Here is a 19,087-nt window from a genome sequence, read left to right on the forward strand (position 1 = left end):
TATGTTACATTTGTATTACAAACAATCTCGCGAGAGGCAAAAAATGAACCACCTGGACTTCTCAAGCCGGATTTGACGAACCCAGCTAATGGAATTCACGCCATTAATATTATCGTCTACCAAATAGCCGAAGTTCTGCAAGCATCCGGTTATCCCGAACCCACAATTTGGCGTTCCTCTCCCATCACTACGATCGCCAATAACTACGATAAGCTGTATATTCCGCAAGAAAGTTTATCTCGTTCCCCCAAATACACCCGTTACCTCAGCGACGGTAGGCTATTGAGAACTCACACCACTGTCATCATGCCAGAGTTACTTCCTCACTTACAAGGGGAACAACTCATTCTCCATCCTGGTATTTGTTACCGTCGGGATGTGGTTGATAAACGTCATGTTGGCGAACCTCATCAAATGGATGTATGGTTAATTAGCCAACATCAAAAATTAGCTAGAGAAGCTTTAATTCAGCTAATTACTGTTATTATCAACGCCATTCTTCCAAATGTTTCCTATCGCTTAAATGAAACATCACACCCATATACCTGCAATGGTTTAGAAATTGAAGTATTAGTTAATGGTAACTGGATTGAAATAGGAGAATGCGGAGAAATTCATCCGAATTTACTGAAACCTGGTTATACAGGTTTAGCATCTGGTTGGGGATTAGATCGTTTAGTGATGTTAGTAAAAGGGATAGATGACATTCGCTTGCTACGAAGCACCCATCCCCCAATAGCTGCCCAGATGACGAACCTGGAAACCTATATTCAGGTATCTAATAAACCAAGTATCAGCCGAGATATGTCTATTGTCACCGGGATAGATACTGATTTAGAAGATATTTGTGAACAGATACTACAAGTGTTAGGAAATGAAGCAGAAATATTAGAATCGGTGGAAATATTAAGCGAAACTTCTTACCAGCAACTTCCACAAACAGCAAGAAAACGTTTAGGTATCCAATCTCATCAAAAAAATTTGCTGGTGCGAATGACACTGAGGAGTCTTTACGCATCTATTACTAACCAAACTGCAAATAATCTTCGAGATTTGGTTTATCAACGAATTCATCAAGGCGATTAATTTATTCGTCGTCTCTGTTTTTTCTTCTGCGCTCTCTGTGTCCTCTGCGGTTCAATAATAAATTGATCTAACCACAGAGGCGCAGAGAACACAGAGAGAAGAGAATACGCACAAATTACCACAAAGCTTAATTAATTAGACTTATTGCATAAATATTGTCTCTGTGTTGATTAGGAGTTTGAAAAGCTCACGCAGAGCCGCACCAGACGCAGAGAAGAATGAGAAAATTAGAACTTTTGCAAGAGGTCTATTGAACCGCCTTCGCGCAGCGTCTCGCAGAGAAGACGCCAAAAACGCCAACGCGCAGCGTCTCCCCTTGGGAGAAGATTTTTTTATAATGTGCGTCAAGTTACAAACACCTATCTTCCTTGTCCCCCTTGTCCTCCTTGTCCCATCGCCAAAAGCGCTGTCCCATAGGCTGCTTCTGTCTGTGCTGATGAAAGTACAGGAACTTGCAAATACCTTCCGCGAATCGCTGTCCAAGTATTATTTGCTGCACCACCACCAGCCGTATAAACGCGCTGTAACTTATCTGCGCCCATTTGCTGTAACAATTCATACCCTCTTGTTTCGATGCGAGCAATACTTTCTAATAACCCATGTAAAAATTCTCTGGGATTATCTGGGCGTGGTTCTAAGCGTGGGGGTAAATAGGGATCGTTGATCGGAAAGCGATCGCCTGGTTTTAACAAGGGATAATAATCTAACTCGCTGGCTGTATTTGCATCAATTTCCCGACTCAAGCTTTCTAACTCAGCATTTGTAAAAAATTCCCGTAATACCGCACCGCCAGTATTAGAAGCACCGCCAGTTAGCCACAAATCGCCTAGACGATGGCTGTAAATTCCATATCGCGCATTTTCAACGCGAGTGCGACTCAAGAGTTTTAATACCAATGTCGAACCCAAGGAAGTTACCGCTTCCCCTGGCGATTTTGCGCCACTGGCGAGAAAAGCCGCAATACTATCTGTCGTTCCCGCACAAACTAAACAATCTTGGCGTAAACCAAATTGAGCGGCAATTTCTGGCTGTAATTCAGCAATAGGTGTACCTGGGGGTAAAACTTCTGGTAACTGAATCGGAATTTGCAAATTTTCTAGCCATTTTGGGTATTTTAACTCTTCTACGTCGTAACCCAGTTTTAAGGCGTTATGGTAATCGCTAATACCTAAGCGTCCATGCAGCAGAAATGCGAGCCAATCCGCTTGATGTAGGAAATATCTAGCTTGGCTAAATGTTGGCAATTGTGACATCCACAGAAGTTTGGCGAGGCTAGAAGTAGCGCTGACTACCGTATGATTTTCCGGCGCGAAGCTTTTCAACTGTTCTAACATCACCGATCCCCGTGGATCGTTATACAGCAAGGGCGCGTCTACAGGCTTACCAGTCGCGTCTGTTAACAAAACAGTGGAGGAAGTTCCATTAATCGCGATCGCTTTAATTTCTCGCCGCAGTGGTTCGGGAATCGCCTCTAAAAGCCCCCATAGAGCTTTTTGCCATACATCTAGCCAATCAGGGGAATTTTCCCAAGGAAACCGCATTTCTGCCTGGATACTAGCCGCAGCGTCAATGACAATCGCCCTAGCGCCAGATGTCCCAAAATCGATCCCCAGAAAAAAATCCATAGATTGATATATTTTCTTTAAAAAGAATAACGAATCACTACTGAGCGATCGCGGCTTTTGTTGCATCTTGTAACAAGATGTTCCCCTAACCTCGCAAAACAGTGAAAAGTAGTAAACGAACTAATTTAAAATGCATTGAGTTTAGGAGGTTTCCAACCATGCCTATATCCAACAGTCTCTTGTTTGCTGTGACATCTCTCTCAGATACTCAAGTGTACATCGCTTTGGTCGTAGCCTTGATTCCAGGCGTTTTGGCTTGGCGTTTAGCTACAGAACTTTACAAATAAGCCAGAGTGTGACACAGTTGTTGGGCTAAGAAGCCTGGCATGAGTGAGTAACCAAAATCGACACTTTTTGCTTGAGGCGAGTAAGTGTTGAACTCCGGATACTTACGTATGCCAGGTTTCTTTTTTTGCAAAGATACACCTGTAGCAATTTGCAAAAAATGAAGTAATATGGCAGCTAAATCAAGCCGTAATTATAATAAGTAGGCTTTTATTACCAATTTGCACCAAGAATGCAACAGATACGCAGTGGTAAACCCTTGCGTTCTCTAGCTTTCATAATTCTAAATTTTGAATTTTGAATTTTGAATTTTGAATTTTGAATTGGTATCACGCTGTTCTGCTTGAATTTATGAGGTCTTTTTTACCATCATGAACGCTATTCAACCATCAAGTCTGCCGGTACAACCGATCCAGAAACGCCGGGTTACACCTCGCCCCAAGCGTCATTTGCGTCAGCGATCGCATCAAGTCATGGCTATAGAAGCGACAGCCAAGATAGCAGTGAATTTGGCAATATCCGCAGCAGCAGTTTCCGCACTGATGCAACTTTTGCCCTATCACTGGTTACAGCAAGATAAATTGCGAGAAATGCGGACTGAAATCAAGCAGATGGAAGGGCGTGTCAATGCTTTACAAGCAAAATTTAATCGCAACTTCGATCCCTCCCAGACGAAATCTATTATGCAACAACAAAGCTACCGAGTTGACCCGTCTCAGCGTCAAATCGTCATTATGAATCCAGATGAAACAGAAACTACTAGTCAATCTGAGTCATCACCTTAAAGTACAAGTCAACAGTCAACAGTCAACAGTCAACAGGATGATATTTCAGTTATAGTTATTGTCGCCAAGCTACACTAATTAACATTTATTCGCAATTAGTTATACAGGGTCGCTATACTCTACTCATAATTTAGATTTACCAGTCCTAAGCCGGACTAAATTAGAGAATCAGGATGTTCAGGAGATAGCAGTTCGTTTAACCAATTTTCTAATTGTCTGCGTAAGCGCCAACCAGGAGCATCTTTTCGTTGGGGGAGTTGAGTTAAAGCACGACGATAATCAGCGATCGCACAATTCCAATCGCCCCAAAGATGATAAGTTCTGCCTCTCTCAGCCCAGATATGACCTTCTAGCTGCCCAAAAAGCAGGGCGACATCAAAATTCTCAATTGCTTCCTCATATTGCCCTAATTCGCGCCAGGTGATGCCTCTATTGATGCGTGCCCGGACATGGCTAGGATTTAAATCAATCGCCCGATCGTAATCAGCGATCGCTGCGGCTAATTTGCCACAAGCAGCGTAGTAGTTGGCGCGGTTATTATAAGCACTAGCCAAAGCCGGATTAATTTGTAGTGCTGTGTTGTAGTCACAAAAAGCCTTTTGGGTTTCGCCGCTTTGAAAGTAAATCAGCCCGCGATTGTTGTAATCAATCGCGTTTTGCGGGTGACGGCGGATCAGTTGGCTTAAAAGCGCGATCGCTTGACTATAATCACCTTTCTGCGCCAATCTCAAAGCACATGAGCGTAAATCGCTATCTTCTAGATCTAAATCATCTCTAAAATTTTTAGTTGTATTTGATACTAAATCGCATAAGTTGTTTTGCTTATCTCCAAAAGCTAGATAGGAGTTATTACTCATACTGTCCTGCCGTATATACTTGGTTTTTGAAATCAAAATATAGTTATTATTGTGCTGCTAGTTGGTCGGATATGTCAGTTCTTAGGGTGTCTATAATTACTTAATAATTACAACCACAACCATAGAAAAACTTTATCTCATACAAACAATTAACGATCCAATCTCATCATAGATACCTCATCCCCAGGTTAAATTCCAGAAAAAGCAAATATCAATCTCCCAGAGTAGTCAAGTAGTGAGAGCGACAACTTGGTAGAATGCCAACAAGCCGTTGATGAGATATAACGCAGCGCACCAAGGAACAAGGCAATGCTCAGAATGGGTAACCCTGTTTTCCTGTTGGAGCAATTATTCTCAAGCAAATGACGAAAACCGTCAAGAAAAACAACAATTCAGGTGCGAATATCTTAGCTTGAGATTATGAGGTTGATCCCCGTTGCCTTGCCTCTTTATAGATTCGCATCTAACGGTTCCATCTGCTAGTTCCTTAATCTGACTTTTAAGTTTTGAGAAAATTTTCTTATGACAGTTGCAATTTCTTACCCTGAGTCTCCCGATTTAACTGCTGACGATTACATTGTGCTTGGCTTGGCAACCTGCTTTGTGAAGGAAGATGGTGAAATCCATCAAGTCGAAGTAATTGAACCCATACCCTCAGCAGCTTTAGAAGCAATTATGAAAGGAATTCCCACTTCATATAAATTTGCTTTAGCCACAAATTTAGGCTCTATCCTGAATGGGGATCAACTCTCAACACCAACCAACTTCCCAGAATCGGCTCAATTTGCAGATGAGTTTGTCACCCGACTATTTGCAGCAGCACGTACCTATAAGCGCCGTGAAGTGACAAAATCTCTTATTCCCTTGGGTACAACCTACACAGAGTTAAATTACTCTATTGAACGCAAGCGCGTGTTAAATGCTGCTAGGGTCGTGACTAAGGATGATAACGTTAAACAACATTCCCACACTCATAAAGTTCTGTAACATTTAATCAAGTTTATTATATCCGCGACTTCTTCAAGAAGTCGGCTATCTTGCAGGTTTTAAAAGTCCTTTCGTTGGTAGCAAAAAGTTTTAGATCCCCCTAAATCCCCCTTTTTAAGGGGGACTTTGATTGTATTTCCCCCCTTTTTAAGGGGGGTAGGGGGGATCGATTAGTATGAAGATACAGCCAACAACTTTTCAAACAACCTCTCAGTTTGACTTTTAAAACATCCTCTTAGCCAATGAAGTCAAAGCCAACGGTGGAGAGGTTTGGCTGGGTTATCTTTACCTCAGAAAAGAAGAGTTAGAAGAGCAAACTATTCTCGTTTTTAAATCTAGAAAAGAAGGAGAAGTAAAAGTTGCAGTAAACGTTGTAGTTGATGCAACTGGCCCAGCAAGAGCAGTTATTTATAATAAAGGCGAAACTCAACCTGTATTCCATAGCGGTACGGGAATTGAGTATCTTTTAGCTATTTAAAATTTTTGAATATTCATGAAATTATGGATTTACTGTTTAACTACAAATTTGAGAAATTATCGAAAATATTTATCGTGAGATTAGCAGTAAAAAGCCTGGAATTTTTACGCAAAAGCTTTAGTTTTAAAAAGTCATAATTTACTATAGATCCCCGACTTCTTAAAAAAGTCGGGGATCTATAAAGAGTTAAAGCATAAAATCAAGATGATTCAACGATAATTTGTAAATTGCAAAGCTACAGGTAAATCTTCTTGTTTCAAGCGTTGAATTACAGCTTGCAATTCATCTTTAGATTTAGCAGTTACCCGCACAGCATCACCTTGAATCGAAGCTTGAACTTTTTTAAATTCATCTCGAATCAATTTAGAAATTTGTTTGGCGGTATCTTGACTAATACCTTTTTTAAGTTTGATTTCTTGGCGCACGCGGTTACCACTAGCGGATTCAACTTTGCCAAAATCAAAAATTTTCTGAGAAAGATTTCGTTTAGCAGCTTTTTCTCGCAGAATACCGTGTACAGAATCTAAAGTAAACTCACTGTCCGTATTAACGTCAATACTTTCCTCACCTAACTCAACAGTAGTCGCAGTATCTTTGAGGTCATAACGGCCTTTGATTTCTCGTACAACTTGATCGACAGCATTGACCATTTCTTGTCGGTCAAAGTCACTCACAATGTCAAAGGAATAATTAGAAGCCATAGCGCAGCGTTGAATTTTTATTGTTGGATTTGAAATAGGGATGGGGGATGGGTAAATCGGTAATTACTAGCCTATCCTCTATTCCTCCTTTGCGATCGCCTAAAAAAGCGCAGCAAAATAGGCGGATGTCATTACGTCATCAACCAAATCCATAAAATACCATTAATTGTCGTTTATGGGCAATTAGCGAAACCTATCACCCATAAACAATCTGTAGTTTTGCTTTAGTAACTAAACTCATGCCGACCCAGCCTCACGCTAGTCAAAGTAGAAAAGCGTCACCACTTTTCTTTGTTCTTCTGCATCTTTACAAGTTTGCAGCAGAGTGCGACTGTCGTGAAACGCAAAGCAAATAAGTTGCTGACAACGAGAAACAATCTCTTTGTTGCAAATGTAACTCGCTTCAGCAAGGGACAGATTATCGTTACTCGGATTTTCTACCAGGTGCATTACCAGTTCTAGCTGCTGACGCGATTCATTGGGCTGGCGTTCTAAGCTTTGGGGTAGAATCACCGTCAACAAATTAGGATCAGCCCGCATTGCGCCTTTAATAGCGGCAGAATTGGTACCTGTAGCTCCAGAAGTGATCACCCGGTTGCCTGATAAAACTAAGGCATAGGTCATCATTTCAATAAGATTTTGGTGCGTAATGGGAACGTGACGGGAACCCAGCAAGGCAATTCGTTTAGAACCTGTTTGCTGGATTGTCGCCAGTTCTTGCGCTAATGTATCGAGGTTAATAAGGTCTATTGACTGACTCAAAGATGGACATCATGAGATGAAACGACCAAGATATTTTACCAAACAGCGTGTAAGTGCGAAGCTTACTTCCGTTAGATATTGTTAATGGGCATTGGGCATTGGGCATTGGGCATTGGGCATTGATTAGAGACGCGATTAATCGCGTCTGTACAATCGTCTTCCTTGTCTTCCTTGTCCCCCTTCCCCCCTCAGGCTGGCTAAGGTAAAGCGGCAGCTGGGCTTAAGCCGAGTTTAGATAACAGGCGTTCTAGGTCAAAATGCTCGCTCATTAACTGACGAATGTACTCTACCTTGATTGGTTCGTGGACGCGCACTTGTCCGAAGGTGCGATCGACAATTTCTACTGTGGTGAGGGTATCTAAATCAACGGATAAAATGGGAATTTCTAGTTCCTCAGCACGATTGAGGATAAACGCAGGTGGTGGTAGTTGTCCTGTTAAAATCAGGCATTGGGTAGAAGTTTCTAGGGCTGCTTGCTGAATCTCGACGCGATCGCCTCCGGTGACTACTGCCATATTTCGGCGTTTGCGGAAGTATTTGACAGCAGAATTTACATTCATCGCCCCAATGGCTAAACTTTCCACCATTAAATCTAAGCGATCGCTACGACAGAGAACTTCAGCTTTTAGCTGCTTCACTAGTTCCCCAACGCTGACGCTGCGGAGTAAGTCGCTTTTTGGTAGCATTGCTAACACAGGAATGCCTTGCTGTTCTAAAAACGGCCGCAACACATTTCTGGCAGATTCTAATTTGTCGTTAGGAATATCATTTATAACAACGCCGATTAAGCGATCGCCTATACGTTGCTTGGCAGATAATAGAGGTTCAACTGAAAGCAAAGATTTGTAGCGTGCTACTAACAATACACTTGCGTCTAATACTTCAGCTACTTGTGGCAAAGATAAGTTAAATAACTTACCTTCTTCTAAATCTCCAGGCCCTTCTAGCAACACCAAATCCCCCCTAGATACGGGCAAATATTGCTGGATTAAGGACTGTTGATAATCAGTTTTATCTTCGCCAAGCAAGCGTTTTTGCACAGTTACTTCATCCAAAGCCAACATTGTCGGTGTCACCCGATTTTCGCTCAAGTTAAGGCTATGGGCAATAAACTGGACATCTTCCTCAAAAACGTTACCTACAGATACATTAAAAGTTGTACCTAAAGGTTTGCCGTAGGAGATATCCAGTCCTGTTTGCTTTAACTGATGAGACAAACCCAAAACTGTAGCCGATTTACCGCTATAAGTCTCAGTCGATCCGATCAGCAAATATTTCGCGGATTTTGGCACACATGCACTCCTAAATTCAAAAGGAAGTAGAACCCAGCTTGGTGTTTTCTAATTTTAGGTCGAACAAGGGCGATCGCTGTTGTCAGTAACTTCATTTATTAGGAGTGATTGTCCAAATTTCCAGTACAAACAGTGGCTTGGAATCGAGCCTACTGTTAGTTAAATGACCATTAATATCTACAATTGGGCAATTGTCAGCCTGAAGTAGATTTACTCATCTACACGCAGCAATTTGCGATAGAAAGCTTGAGAAAAATCTGTCAGGCGATTGCGTTTATAGTTGTCCATCAATTCAATTAAAAAACTGACGAACTCAGAACTGGCCAGAATGATCTCGTAGCTGAGATCGGCGTCGCCATCAAACTGCATTCGGCAGCGAGTCAGGTCTGAAGGTAGACTAGCAACATTCCATGTGGCGACAAAGGGAATATTGTCACTGGCCTCAATTTTGCGATGTCCTTCTAAAACGCCTTTTTGATAAAGACTGATGGCATAGGGTAAAAAGTTACGCTTGGTACCTTGAATATAGGGTAAATAAACACTTGCTTGTTGGGCGCTGGCTGGTTGGAGTTGCTCAATAGACATTGTTAAATATGCCTCAAGTTATATAAAGGTCTGGGATTGTAGGGTTAGGGAACTCCTCACCACTACTTTTATCAAGGGATTAAGTAGGTTTCAATACTAAGTATTCCCAAAAAATTTTGGTTTACACATTTTCTTTTCGCTAACTGGAAAATAGGGGCATGGGGCATGGGGCATTGGGCATGGGGCATTGAAAGACATCGTGATTGGCTGTCTTGAAGTTAGGGAAGCGGGACAAGGAAGACAAGGAGGACAAGGGAGACAAGGGGGACAAATGACCAATGACAAATGACCAATGACAACTGACAACTGACCAATAAAGTTACTGTTAAGAAATATGTGAATGTCGGGTACAATGGGGCTGCATTAGCTTTTAGGGAAGCTGAGAGCAATAACAATCAAAAATCTCTTCTATCTAGGGGTAGAGGCTGTTATTGTGAATTCTCTCAACAACTAGCTGTTGCTACTTGGCAATCGCTCTACCTAAACTAGAGTTGCTACTAAAGAGCAATTCTCCTGACTCGATAGCGAGTTAGCAAAGGTAAGAAATTACTGCCAATCTTAGGGCTAGCTCAAGGTTGTACAGTTTAGTGTTACCTGATTCTCAGCTTCTTTACAGGCATAGAACAATAGTGGTTTTTGAATCAAGTAACCTATGCCAGCGAATTTCTGGCCCGAAGAAGATTCTAGTAATGAGCTTGCTCCGCTCAATTCTCTGTTGTCTGACCTTTCAGGCACTGAGGAGCTAGTAGTAGAGACAGAACCTTTGTTTCTACCATTCCGGTTTCAAGGACGCAGACGCAAAGCTGCTCTAGTTTTAACTCTAGTCTGGAGCATCACCATCGCTCTGCATTTAGTTTCCTGGGGTTTTTCATTCGTACTGGGATTAACCACTATTCTGGGTATTCACGCTTTGGAGGTGGTATTTGCCAGACCCCGCCGTCATCCTCAACGAATAGAGGGAGAATTACCTTCTGTATCTGTTTTAGTGTCAGCGAAGAATGAAGAAGCAGTAATTGGCAGATTAGTCAAGAATCTTTGTAGTCTGGATTATCCAGATAACAAGTACGAACTCTGGATAATTGACGATAACAGCAGTGACAGCACGCCGCAGTTACTTGCAGAATTAGCTAAGGAATACAAACAATTAAAGATCCTCCGCCGCTCTGCTCAAGCTACAGGCGGTAAGTCAGGGGCATTAAATCAAGTTTTGCCACTGACGAAGGGTGATATTATCGCCGTATTTGATGCTGATGCCCAAGTTGCACCGGACTTGTTGCAGGAGGTAGTGCCTTTATTCCAAAGAGAAAAGGTAGGAGCGGTGCAGGTGCGGAAAGCGATCGCCAACGCCAAGGAAAATTTTTGGACGAAAGGGCAAATGGCGGAGATGGCCCTGGATACCTATTTTCAGCAACAGCGAACTGCCTTAGGTGGAATTGGCGAATTGCGAGGAAATGGTCAATTTGTCCGGCGTGCAGCTTTAACTAGTTGCGGTGGCTGGAACGAAGAAACCATTACTGATGATTTAGATTTAACCTTGCGCTTACATCTAGACGACTGGGATATTGAATGTGTCTTTTCCCCAGCCGTAGAAGAAGAAGGTGTCACTAATGCGATCGCCCTTTGGCATCAACGCAACCGTTGGGCAGAAGGTGGATATCAGCGCTATTTAGATTACTGGGATTTACTCTTAAGAAATCGCTTAGGAGTGCGTAAAACCTGGGATTTATTCAGCTTTATGCTGATTATGTATATTTTACCTACTGCTACAATTCCAGATTTATTAATGGCGATCGCTCGTCATCGTCTACCCATGTTAGGCCCCATCACAGCCTTGTCTGTTAGCCTCTCTATGTTGGGGATGTTGACCGGTTTAAGACGGATTCATCAAGGGCAAAAATTCCAGTTTTCCACATATTTAGCGTTACTGCTGCAAACCATACGCGGCACTATATATATGTTGCACTGGTTGGTAGTGATGAGCAGTACTACAGCGCGGATGTCCTTCCGTCCAAAACGCCTAAAATGGGTGAAAACCGTGCATACAGGGGCGCATAAAGCGTAATAGGGCATGGGGCATGGGGCATGGGGCATGGGGCATGGGGCAAAGACGCGATGAATCGCGTCTCTACAATTGTTGTCATTCGTCTCCCTTGTCCTCCTTGTCCTCCCTGTCCCCCTTCCCTTATCCTCCTTCCCTTCTATTCATCATCAAAATCTGATTCCTCAATCACATCAGATTCAGCCACAGTATCGGCAAAACCCATACCATCATCGGATAAGCGGATGACTTGTCCTTGAAAAAATTCTGCTAATCTTTGGGCAGCGATCGCAACTTCATCTGTTTCCCAATCATTAATAACTGTTGGTGCTACTGTTGGCGCTGGTTCTGGTGGCACAGTTTTGAAGCCATTGTTATTTTTAGCGGCTGGCTCAGTTTTTGCTGGTGCTGGTGCCGGTGGTGGCTGTACTGGCGCTGGTGCAGGCGGTGGCGTTTGTCTCTCGTAACTTGATGGCACTGGCTGCTTCACAATCGTTGCGCCATTGTTATTTGCAACTTCTCGCTTGACTGACGTAGCAGTTCCCGGCGTGCCCACTTCGATACTGACTGTTACTTCCTTTTGGTAGGTTTGTTGGAAAGCTGCTGTAATTATTTGCAAGTCTGACTGTACTTTTTTATGCCATGCGGCTTTCACACCTACACGGGCGTAAACGCCATCAAATTCAATCAGATGGCACATTTGCCTCAGCAATTCTCTTCTCGGTATCTGAGCAATATTATTGAGTACCTGCTGCCACATTTGCGTAAAATCCGCAGATGCCGTATCGACAATTTCCTGTACGGATGATACTGGCGTAACAGATTCTACAGGCGGGGTCGCTGGCTTTGGTTCTGCTGCTGGTTGAGAATGAGCAATTCTGTCTGTAGTGGGTGATACAGTTGTCTTGATAGCAGAGATATTATTTGCTGGTAGGGAGACGGGAACAACTGGGGGCGATGAGGGTAATACTGCTGGTGTATTGATTCTTGGTGCTTGGTAAGTGGCTTGTACGGGAATATGAGCGCTGGGTAATAAGCCTAGTAATGTCACCTCTAACCACAAACGCGGCTGGGTAGTGTTTTTAATTTGAAATTCGGCTTCCCGTAAATGTTTCTGTCCTGTCAAAATAATGCTGATATCTAGCTTTTGGGCTAATGCAATCAATCCTTGCCAAGTTTGCTGAGTACAAGCAATTAAATCTTGACGGTTAGGCGCAGTTTTCGCAATTAGTAAATCGCGGTAGGAAGCGGCGAGATTTTGCAAAATCGTCAGGGGTTCTCGCCCACTATTGAGGATATTGCGGGTACAGTCGAGAACTGCTTCTGCATGATCTTGAGCGATCGCATCTAGCAACACTAATAAGTCTCGTTCGCTCACAGAACCGACTAAATCCCAAACTTTTTCTGGCGTGATTTCACCCGCTAATAGTCCTAATTGATCGAGTAGGCTTTCGGCGTCCCGTAATCCTCCCTGGGCAAGTTGCGCCACTAAGGTGACAGCTTCTAGGTTAATGTTAATGTTTTCTTTGCTGGCGATCGCACTTAAATGCTTGACCATCGCCTCTAAATCTATGCGTCTAAAATCAAACCTTTGACAGCGAGAAATAATAGTTGGCAATACTCGCTGGGGATCGGTTGTCGCCAAGACAAAGACTACGTGTTTAGGTGGTTCTTCTAGTGTCTTAAGTAACGCATTGAATGCCTGTGTACTGAGCATATGGCATTCGTCGATGGCGTAAACTTTGTAACGACACTGTACAGGGGCAAACTGGGCTTTTTCAATAATTTCCCGAATATTATCAACGCCAGTATTGCTGGCGGCGTCGATTTCAATCACATCTAAGGAATAGCCTTTAGTAATTCCCTGACAAACATCGCACAAACCACAAGGTTCTGCTGTTGGTTGGGGACTTTGAAGACAATTGAGCGATTTGGCGAGAATCCGGGCGCTAGAAGTTTTTCCTGTGCCTCTAGGGCCAGTAAATAGATAAGCCGGGGCGATTTTCGCCGATCGAATCGCGTTAGTGAGGGTAGTAGCGATCGCCTCTTGTCCCACTAGTTCAGCAAAACTCTTTGGGCGATACTTGTGGTGCAGGGGTTCGTAAGACATAAAATTGCAGCACCCAGTCGAGTTTGGGCTTCTAAAATCAGGATATTTTGTGGTTTAAACGTGAGCTAGGGTGGTGAGGACAGCACAAAACTAGGGTTAACCAAATCTACTCTCTAGGAATATTCTTGCTTCTTCCCACGAGAGATTACTTTGGGAACCCAAATAATTGTTTCCAAATCGGTGAACTACTGTTTAACAGTTAGTACAGTATTTTTATATTGGTAATTGTGACTCAGTTGTACGATTTTCAATTTGCTGCTTTCTTATAGCACTATTTCTGCCACATTTGTACATAACCCCAGGGGGCTTTAACTGTGGTCATAAATCAATTATATCAGACAAGGGCAAGCTTTAAAAGTTCCAGGGTTGTATATTATACACTATTTTCTTTAAGTAGATGAATCAGCCTAAGTTTTTTTCTAGTGCTGTATATGTGGCGACATATCTGGTAAACTACCCAGATCCCAAATCTACTAGAGAGCATTCCTCAAGTTTGGGATTGTAGCCTAAGCAAGAGGAAGTTTTTCCGGAAAATTAAAGCTATAGTAAATTGCGATCGCTACAATCTTAGGGTAAATCATACTCAATGGTGCGGCAGATGCTTAAGCGGCTAATTCAGTGGCTGAAAAATTTTTTTCAGAGCTTGTTTGGTGGGAAATCCAGCCGCTCTTCAGTTAGGAGAGATGTCCCCAAGGAACCACCACCACAACTAAGCGATACAGATCTCGAATTTCTATTCAACGAACTTTTAGAAGGAGTACATCAAGCAAAGGGTCAAGCATGGGCTATCAAGTGGTTACATAATATTGAACATCGCATCTCAACTCAACGCTGGGTTGAGTGGTTGCGCCAATTACAACAAAAATTACTCGCTGCTCCCACACCCAATAATGAATTAGCTTCGCGGTTAGTACAACTAGGCGATTTAGGCGTGGGTGAAGTGGGTGATGTCGCCTACGAAATTGGGATGGAACTGTTAACCCGTAACCAAGGCGAGCCAATTTGGGAATACGCCGGGGTAGATACTGTCAGTACTGCATCAGTTCCCGAAAGTGAACCAGTATCCAATATCCCAGATACAGGCGATAATTCTGCTGAGGGAGATTACCAAACAGTCACCTTAGAACAATTATTTATGATGATGCAGCAGGATGAAACCTTAGCCGAGCAAATAGCCGAACAGCTGGGACTGGAAACCAAAGATCCACAAGTGATTATTCAAGCATTGATTAATCAGTATCATGCTGCTAATCAAGAGGCAACAGAATACAGCGAATCTTAACTTTGTAAATCAAAAGCAAAACAATATTGCCACTGCCAAGAATTCGCTGATATGCTCACCTCAGTTGAGGTAATAAATTACCTAACTGATTTCCAATAACCGATCCGTAGATTACGCATTGCCCAACTTTTTTTCAAGTTAATAGTAGCTTTTTACGTAATTGACGATCTTTTTAACACAACGATGGCTACAATCTAGGTTAAACAAAATCCAAGAGTGTGTCAGATGCTCAGGCGTCTATTTCAGTGGCTTAAAAAGTTATTTCAGCAGCATCCTTTTAGCAGTCAGAAAGCTGGCTCTATAAATGCTGTCAGAGGTTACGGGTTGGCAAATAATGCACCACCCGAACTGACTAATGCGGATTTAGAACTGTTATTTACACAGTTGCTAGAAGGCGTGCAACAAGCAAGAGGTAGACAGTGGGCGCTGAAGTACCTGGAACGCATGGAACATCGCATTCCTGATGAGCGCTGGATAGATTGGCTATTGAGCTTTGGTGAAAGATTATTAAATTCACCTGCACCTAACCATCAGTTAGCAGCACGACTGATTCAGCTAGGTGAATTGGGAATTGGGAGAATCGGTGACCTTGCTTATGACATTGGTCTGAGCCTCTTAAAGCGCAACTCAGCTACAGAGTATGAAGAGATTGAAGAGCCAGATCGACATCAGCATAGAGCAATGGACAGCAGTAGACCAGAAAATAACCACTTAAACTCTCCAGGTCAAGAATTAATCCGGAACTTGGGCGATCGCTTGTGGGATTATGACGACGATGAGACGGAAATTCTCCCCATCCCGGAAATGAATACCGTTGAGGAAACCTGGACAGGTAACTTTGGAGAAGTTGTCTGGGAATATCAAGCAGAAGATGTAGAAATCCCCAGACACCCAACTCTGCTCGATCCAGGTGATGATGATGAAATCGCTAACTTATTCGATTTGTTCTCTGAGCCAGACGCACCAGAGAATGAACCTACCACGCCAATTACTAACCTTAATCCCGCTAAACCAGAATCAAGACAGACTCCGCCTCCAGAAGCAGCTAAACAAAATCCCCCAAGACAAGAATCAAGACAGACTCCGCCTCCAGAAGTAGCCAAACAAAATCCCCCAAGACAAGAATCGAGACAGACACCGCCTCCAGAAGTAGTCAAACAAAATCCCCCAAGACAAGAATCAAGACAGACACCGCCTCCAGAAGTAGCCAAACAAAATCCGCCTACACCAGAACCCAGCCATACCCAAGCTAGGGACAACAACGGCTTAACGCCACCGCCAGAAACCCCCAGCCAACCACCAGAAACCGGGACATGGGATACATCCTTAACCAAATTAGAACCCAGCGTAGCCCAAGCCTTTGATGAATTGTTAGTCAGATTGGATCAAAGTACTTCTTTAGTCCAAGAACTAGCTTCAGAACTAGCAATTCAACGGCAAAATTCCCAAATCATTCCCCAGCCCAAAATCGACCGCGCCCAAGCTTGGTTTTACCAAGGTCTTCAGCAAGCCAGAACGGGAGATTTAGCCGGGGCGATCGCTTCTTACAACGCCGCTATTGAAATTAAACCCGATGCTTACGAATATTGGTTTAATCGGGCTTTGACATTGTTTCATTTAGAAAACTTTACCGAAGCGATCGCATCCTACGATCGCGCCATTGAACTCAAGCCTGATTTCCACAAAGCTTGGTACAATCGCGGGGGAATTCTCGGTGAATTAGGAGACTTTGCAGCAGCTGTCACTTCCTTTGAGCAAGTCATCGCCCTGAAGCCAGATTTCCCCGAAGCTTGGTCTAGTCGGGGTTTAGCACTAATGAAATTAGGGCAATTATGGGAAGCGATCGCGAGTTACGACCAAGCTCTAGTATTACAACCACTAGATCCAGAAAACTGGTATTACCGGGGTATCGCCTTGGGTGTAAGCGAGCAATATCAAGAAGCGATCGCCTCTTATGATAAAGCCTTAGAAATTGAACCCAATTATTATGAAGTCTGGATTGACCGGGGCGTAGTCCTGTTTAATTTAGGACAATGGTCAGAAGCGATCGCTTCTTGGGATAAAGCACTGTCAATTCATGCTGATTTTTATCTGGCTTGGTATAACCGCGGCGTAGCTTTAGATAATTTAGGTCGTCGTGAAGAAGCCATCGATTCCTATCGCAAAGCGATCGCCATTAAACCAGACTTCCATGTAGCTTGGTATAACCAGGCCGTAGCCTTATTTTATTTAGAAAAATATACCGAAGCGATCGCTTCCTATGACAGCGCTTTACAAATTAAAGCTGACTATTGGGAAGCTTGGATTGGACGCGGAACAGCCGCCGGTCATATTAGTAATCCTGATGCATTATCTGGTTTATTTACTAACATCACCGCCAAAAATTCTGCTTTAAAACAAAGTGGTTATGAAGGTAAATTAGCTAGCTACGAAGCCGGGTTGAAATATGTTCGTCCCGATACTCATCCCGAAGGTTGGGGAAGATTGCACTTAGCGATGGCTAATAGTCACTACGATCAGGGTAAGAAACATTCACCCACCCGCAGTTATTGGCAAAAAGCTGTAGCTGAATATAATCAAGCCCTATTAACCCTCACCAGCGAAGACTTTCCCCAATTACATTTAGAAGTTTTACAATACCTCACCAAAACTTTAGTTGGTTTAGGACAAACAGCACAAGCCCAAGAATTTCTGCAATATGGTAGCGAGTTATTACAACAGTTAGTCAGCGATCCCATCCGTCCCGATGACAGTAAAAAACAGCTAGCTTTAAAATTCGCCGGCTTGAGACAATTAATTGTTGATTTAGCTGTAGATTACGGCGACTTAATCGAAGCCTGGGAAATTGCCGAACAAGGCAAAAATGCTTGTTTAAATTGGCAGCTTGCAGGTTGGCAAAACCAGATTGATGTCCTTAGCTATCCTCAAGTTCAGCAACTACTCAATCCCCAAACAGCAATTATTTACTGGCATATTAGCCCAACCGCCTTACATACATTTGTCCTCAAAGATCAGGCTCCGTCACCTATCCTCATATTTACCCCCATGCAAGATGCAGGGGTATTTAGCTTAGGTAAAACCCCAATGCGGCTGCATGAAGTTCCCCTTCCCGAAGCTGTCAGACGTTTCCTCGCCTTTGAATCTTGGTTAGAAGACTGGAATCAACAATATCAGGAATATTGTAGCCATACTGCCGACAAACAAAATCAAAGCAACCATTCCTGGCGGATGGATATGGGACAAAGGCTATTAGCATTACAAGATATCCTGAATATCTCTAGTATTATTCAGGAACTTGAAGGTATTAGCCATCTAATTTTGATTCCCCACCGCGATTTACAAAAATTGCCTCTCCATGTACTGTTTGAAAATCCGGCTCTCTCACCAGAATTATTGAATATACAGGCGAATTTTACTATTAGCTATTTACCTAGCGTCTACACGGGATTAATCGGCAAATCGGCAAATATTGGTGATAAACATACGCAACTATTCCTCAGCGTCGAAAATCCCCACAGCACCGATTATCCGCCCCTCAAATTTGCCAAACTACAAGCCGAAATTGTTAGCCAAATGTTCCCCAATTCTCACCGAATTCAAGGCGGACAAGCTAATAAAAATAACGTTCAGAATGCCTTAGAAGATGAATATAATATCTTTCATTTTACTGGTTCAATAATTCACAATGGTAGCGAACCAAAAAAATCAGAATTGGCGTTAACAGATGCCGATAAACTGACTTTAGAAGAAATCTATCAACAATCTTTAGTCAGTTACAATTTAGTTAACTTATCAGCTTGTGAAACTATCAATAATCACAATCATTCAATTAATAGCGAATATGTGAGTTTGGTCAATGCTTTTCTAAGCGGTGGAGCCTCCCAAGTTATTAGTACACTTTGGACTGTAGAATCAATTGCCAATGATTTAGCCATTATCGAATTTTATCGCCGACTACAACCGAATAAATCAGCCGCTACTACCTTAGCTGAAGTCACAGCTTGGTTACGAGAACTCACAGCCAGAGAATTAACTCAATGGTACGAAGATTTACTAAATAATTTACATCCCGAAGATTTAAGAATTAGAACGCATGTAGCCACACAAATGTATAGAAGCAGTAAACTTCCCCCAGAACAAAAGCTATATTCCCATCCTTATTACTGGGCTGCATTCACAATCACAGGTAGGTCATAATTAACCACCTACACCAA

General features: G+C 42.8%; 15 protein-coding genes. 7 read left to right on the forward strand and 8 right to left on the reverse strand.

Going from position 1 to position 19,087, the window contains the following annotated elements; all coding sequences use genetic code 11:
* Nucleotides 1-72 precede the first annotated feature (72 nt).
* Nucleotides 73-1,086, forward strand: a complete 1,014-nt coding sequence (srmL, locus tag H6G08_RS04075; protein ID WP_190539005.1) for a PheS-related mystery ligase SrmL — start codon at nucleotides 73-75, stop codon at nucleotides 1,084-1,086.
* Nucleotides 1,087-1,445: 359 nt separating this feature from the next.
* Here srmL and H6G08_RS04080 read toward each other — a convergent pair whose 3' ends face one another.
* Entirely contained in the window at nucleotides 1,446-2,711 is a 1,266-nt protein-coding gene (locus tag H6G08_RS04080) for an FGGY-family carbohydrate kinase (protein ID WP_190539062.1), read from the reverse strand.
* Nucleotides 2,712-2,899: 188 nt separating this feature from the next.
* On the opposite strand from H6G08_RS04080, the gene psaM reads away from it, so the two are divergent.
* Together psaM and H6G08_RS04090 are read left to right on the forward strand one after the other, a co-directional pair.
* Nucleotides 2,900-2,998: a photosystem I reaction center subunit XII gene (gene psaM / locus H6G08_RS04085; RefSeq protein ID WP_373462038.1), complete on the forward strand. Its 99-nt coding sequence runs from the start codon at nucleotides 2,900-2,902 to the stop codon at nucleotides 2,996-2,998.
* 369 nt (nucleotides 2,999-3,367) lie between these two features.
* Nucleotides 3,368-3,781, forward strand: coding sequence for a slr1601 family putative cell division protein (locus H6G08_RS04090; RefSeq protein ID WP_190539006.1), 414 nt, complete (start codon nucleotides 3,368-3,370; stop codon nucleotides 3,779-3,781).
* A gap of 155 nt (nucleotides 3,782-3,936) precedes the next feature.
* Here the strand turns inward: H6G08_RS04090 and H6G08_RS04095 are convergent, their stop codons facing one another.
* On the reverse strand, nucleotides 3,937-4,638 hold the full coding sequence (locus H6G08_RS04095; protein WP_190539007.1) for a tetratricopeptide repeat protein: 702 nt from the start codon (nucleotides 4,636-4,638) through the stop codon (nucleotides 3,937-3,939).
* 522 nt (nucleotides 4,639-5,160) lie between these two features.
* Here H6G08_RS04095 and H6G08_RS04100 point away from each other — a divergent pair.
* Entirely contained in the window at nucleotides 5,161-5,625 is a 465-nt protein-coding gene (locus tag H6G08_RS04100; RefSeq protein WP_096645974.1) for a hypothetical protein, read from the forward strand.
* A 687-nt stretch (nucleotides 5,626-6,312) separates the two neighbouring features.
* On the opposite strand, the gene H6G08_RS04105 is transcribed toward H6G08_RS04100, so the two are convergent.
* The 5 genes from H6G08_RS04105 to ebsA all read right to left on the reverse strand — a co-directional run bounded on the left by H6G08_RS04105 (nucleotide 6,313) and on the right by ebsA (nucleotide 9,443).
* A complete protein-coding gene (locus tag H6G08_RS04105) occupies nucleotides 6,313-6,804 on the reverse strand; it encodes a YajQ family cyclic di-GMP-binding protein (protein ID WP_096645972.1) in 492 nt (163 codons plus the stop codon).
* Between the two features lie 258 nt (nucleotides 6,805-7,062).
* On the reverse strand, nucleotides 7,063-7,566 hold the full coding sequence (locus tag H6G08_RS04110) for a DNA recombination-mediator protein A (protein ID WP_096645971.1): 504 nt from the start codon (nucleotides 7,564-7,566) through the stop codon (nucleotides 7,063-7,065).
* Nucleotides 7,541-7,672 (reverse strand): hypothetical protein, encoded by a 132-nt coding sequence (locus H6G08_RS38055; protein ID WP_277877797.1) that lies wholly within the window; start codon nucleotides 7,670-7,672, stop codon nucleotides 7,541-7,543. Before H6G08_RS38055 ends, H6G08_RS04110 begins: the two co-directional genes overlap by 26 nt.
* A gap of 91 nt (nucleotides 7,673-7,763) precedes the next feature.
* Nucleotides 7,764-8,858, reverse strand: a complete 1,095-nt coding sequence (locus H6G08_RS04115) for a phosphotransacetylase family protein (RefSeq protein ID WP_190539008.1) — start codon at nucleotides 8,856-8,858, stop codon at nucleotides 7,764-7,766.
* Nucleotides 8,859-9,068: 210 nt separating this feature from the next.
* Nucleotides 9,069-9,443 carry a type IV pilus biogenesis protein EbsA gene (gene ebsA, locus H6G08_RS04120; RefSeq protein ID WP_096645969.1) on the reverse strand — a complete coding sequence of 125 codons (375 nt, stop codon included), beginning with the start codon at nucleotides 9,441-9,443 and terminating at the stop codon, nucleotides 9,069-9,071.
* A gap of 652 nt (nucleotides 9,444-10,095) precedes the next feature.
* Here ebsA and H6G08_RS04125 point away from each other — a divergent pair.
* Nucleotides 10,096-11,505, forward strand: a complete 1,410-nt coding sequence (locus H6G08_RS04125; RefSeq protein WP_190539009.1) for a glycosyltransferase family 2 protein — start codon at nucleotides 10,096-10,098, stop codon at nucleotides 11,503-11,505.
* 136 nt (nucleotides 11,506-11,641) lie between these two features.
* Here the strand turns inward: H6G08_RS04125 and H6G08_RS04130 are convergent, their stop codons facing one another.
* Nucleotides 11,642-13,591 (reverse strand): DNA polymerase III subunit gamma/tau, encoded by a 1,950-nt coding sequence (locus tag H6G08_RS04130; protein ID WP_190539010.1) that lies wholly within the window; start codon nucleotides 13,589-13,591, stop codon nucleotides 11,642-11,644.
* Nucleotides 13,592-14,189: 598 nt separating this feature from the next.
* Here H6G08_RS04130 and H6G08_RS04135 point away from each other — a divergent pair.
* Together H6G08_RS04135 and H6G08_RS04140 are read left to right on the forward strand one after the other, a co-directional pair.
* Complete coding sequence (locus H6G08_RS04135; RefSeq protein WP_190539011.1) at nucleotides 14,190-14,873, forward strand: hypothetical protein; 684 nt, start codon at nucleotides 14,190-14,192, stop codon at nucleotides 14,871-14,873.
* A gap of 225 nt (nucleotides 14,874-15,098) precedes the next feature.
* Complete coding sequence (locus H6G08_RS04140; protein ID WP_190539012.1) at nucleotides 15,099-19,070, forward strand: tetratricopeptide repeat protein; 3,972 nt, start codon at nucleotides 15,099-15,101, stop codon at nucleotides 19,068-19,070.
* The last annotated feature ends 17 nt before the right edge of the window (nucleotides 19,071-19,087 follow it).

This window comes from Calothrix anomala FACHB-343, from assembly GCF_014696435.1.
GTDB classification, from domain to species: domain Bacteria; phylum Cyanobacteriota; class Cyanobacteriia; order Cyanobacteriales; family Nostocaceae; genus Aulosira; species Aulosira anomala_A.

Coding starts and splice junctions, on each gene's coding strand:
- H6G08_RS04140 (WP_190539012.1), top strand. CDS start 15,099: ATGCTCAGGCGTCTATTTCAGTGGCTTAAAAAGTTATTTCAGCAGCAT.
- H6G08_RS04090 (WP_190539006.1), top strand. CDS start 3,368: ATGAACGCTATTCAACCATCAAGTCTGCCGGTACAACCGATCCAGAAA.
- H6G08_RS04130 (WP_190539010.1), bottom strand. CDS start 13,591: ATGTCTTACGAACCCCTGCACCACAAGTATCGCCCAAAGAGTTTTGCT.
- H6G08_RS04125 (WP_190539009.1), top strand. CDS start 10,096: ATGCCAGCGAATTTCTGGCCCGAAGAAGATTCTAGTAATGAGCTTGCT.
- H6G08_RS04135 (WP_190539011.1), top strand. CDS start 14,190: ATGCTTAAGCGGCTAATTCAGTGGCTGAAAAATTTTTTTCAGAGCTTG.
- ebsA (WP_096645969.1), bottom strand. CDS start 9,443: ATGTCTATTGAGCAACTCCAACCAGCCAGCGCCCAACAAGCAAGTGTT.
- H6G08_RS38055 (WP_277877797.1), bottom strand. CDS start 7,672: ATGCCCAATGCCCAATGCCCATTAACAATATCTAACGGAAGTAAGCTT.
- H6G08_RS04100 (WP_096645974.1), top strand. CDS start 5,161: ATGACAGTTGCAATTTCTTACCCTGAGTCTCCCGATTTAACTGCTGAC.
- H6G08_RS04080 (WP_190539062.1), bottom strand. CDS start 2,711: ATGGATTTTTTTCTGGGGATCGATTTTGGGACATCTGGCGCTAGGGCG.
- H6G08_RS04095 (WP_190539007.1), bottom strand. CDS start 4,638: ATGAGTAATAACTCCTATCTAGCTTTTGGAGATAAGCAAAACAACTTA.
- H6G08_RS04105 (WP_096645972.1), bottom strand. CDS start 6,804: ATGGCTTCTAATTATTCCTTTGACATTGTGAGTGACTTTGACCGACAA.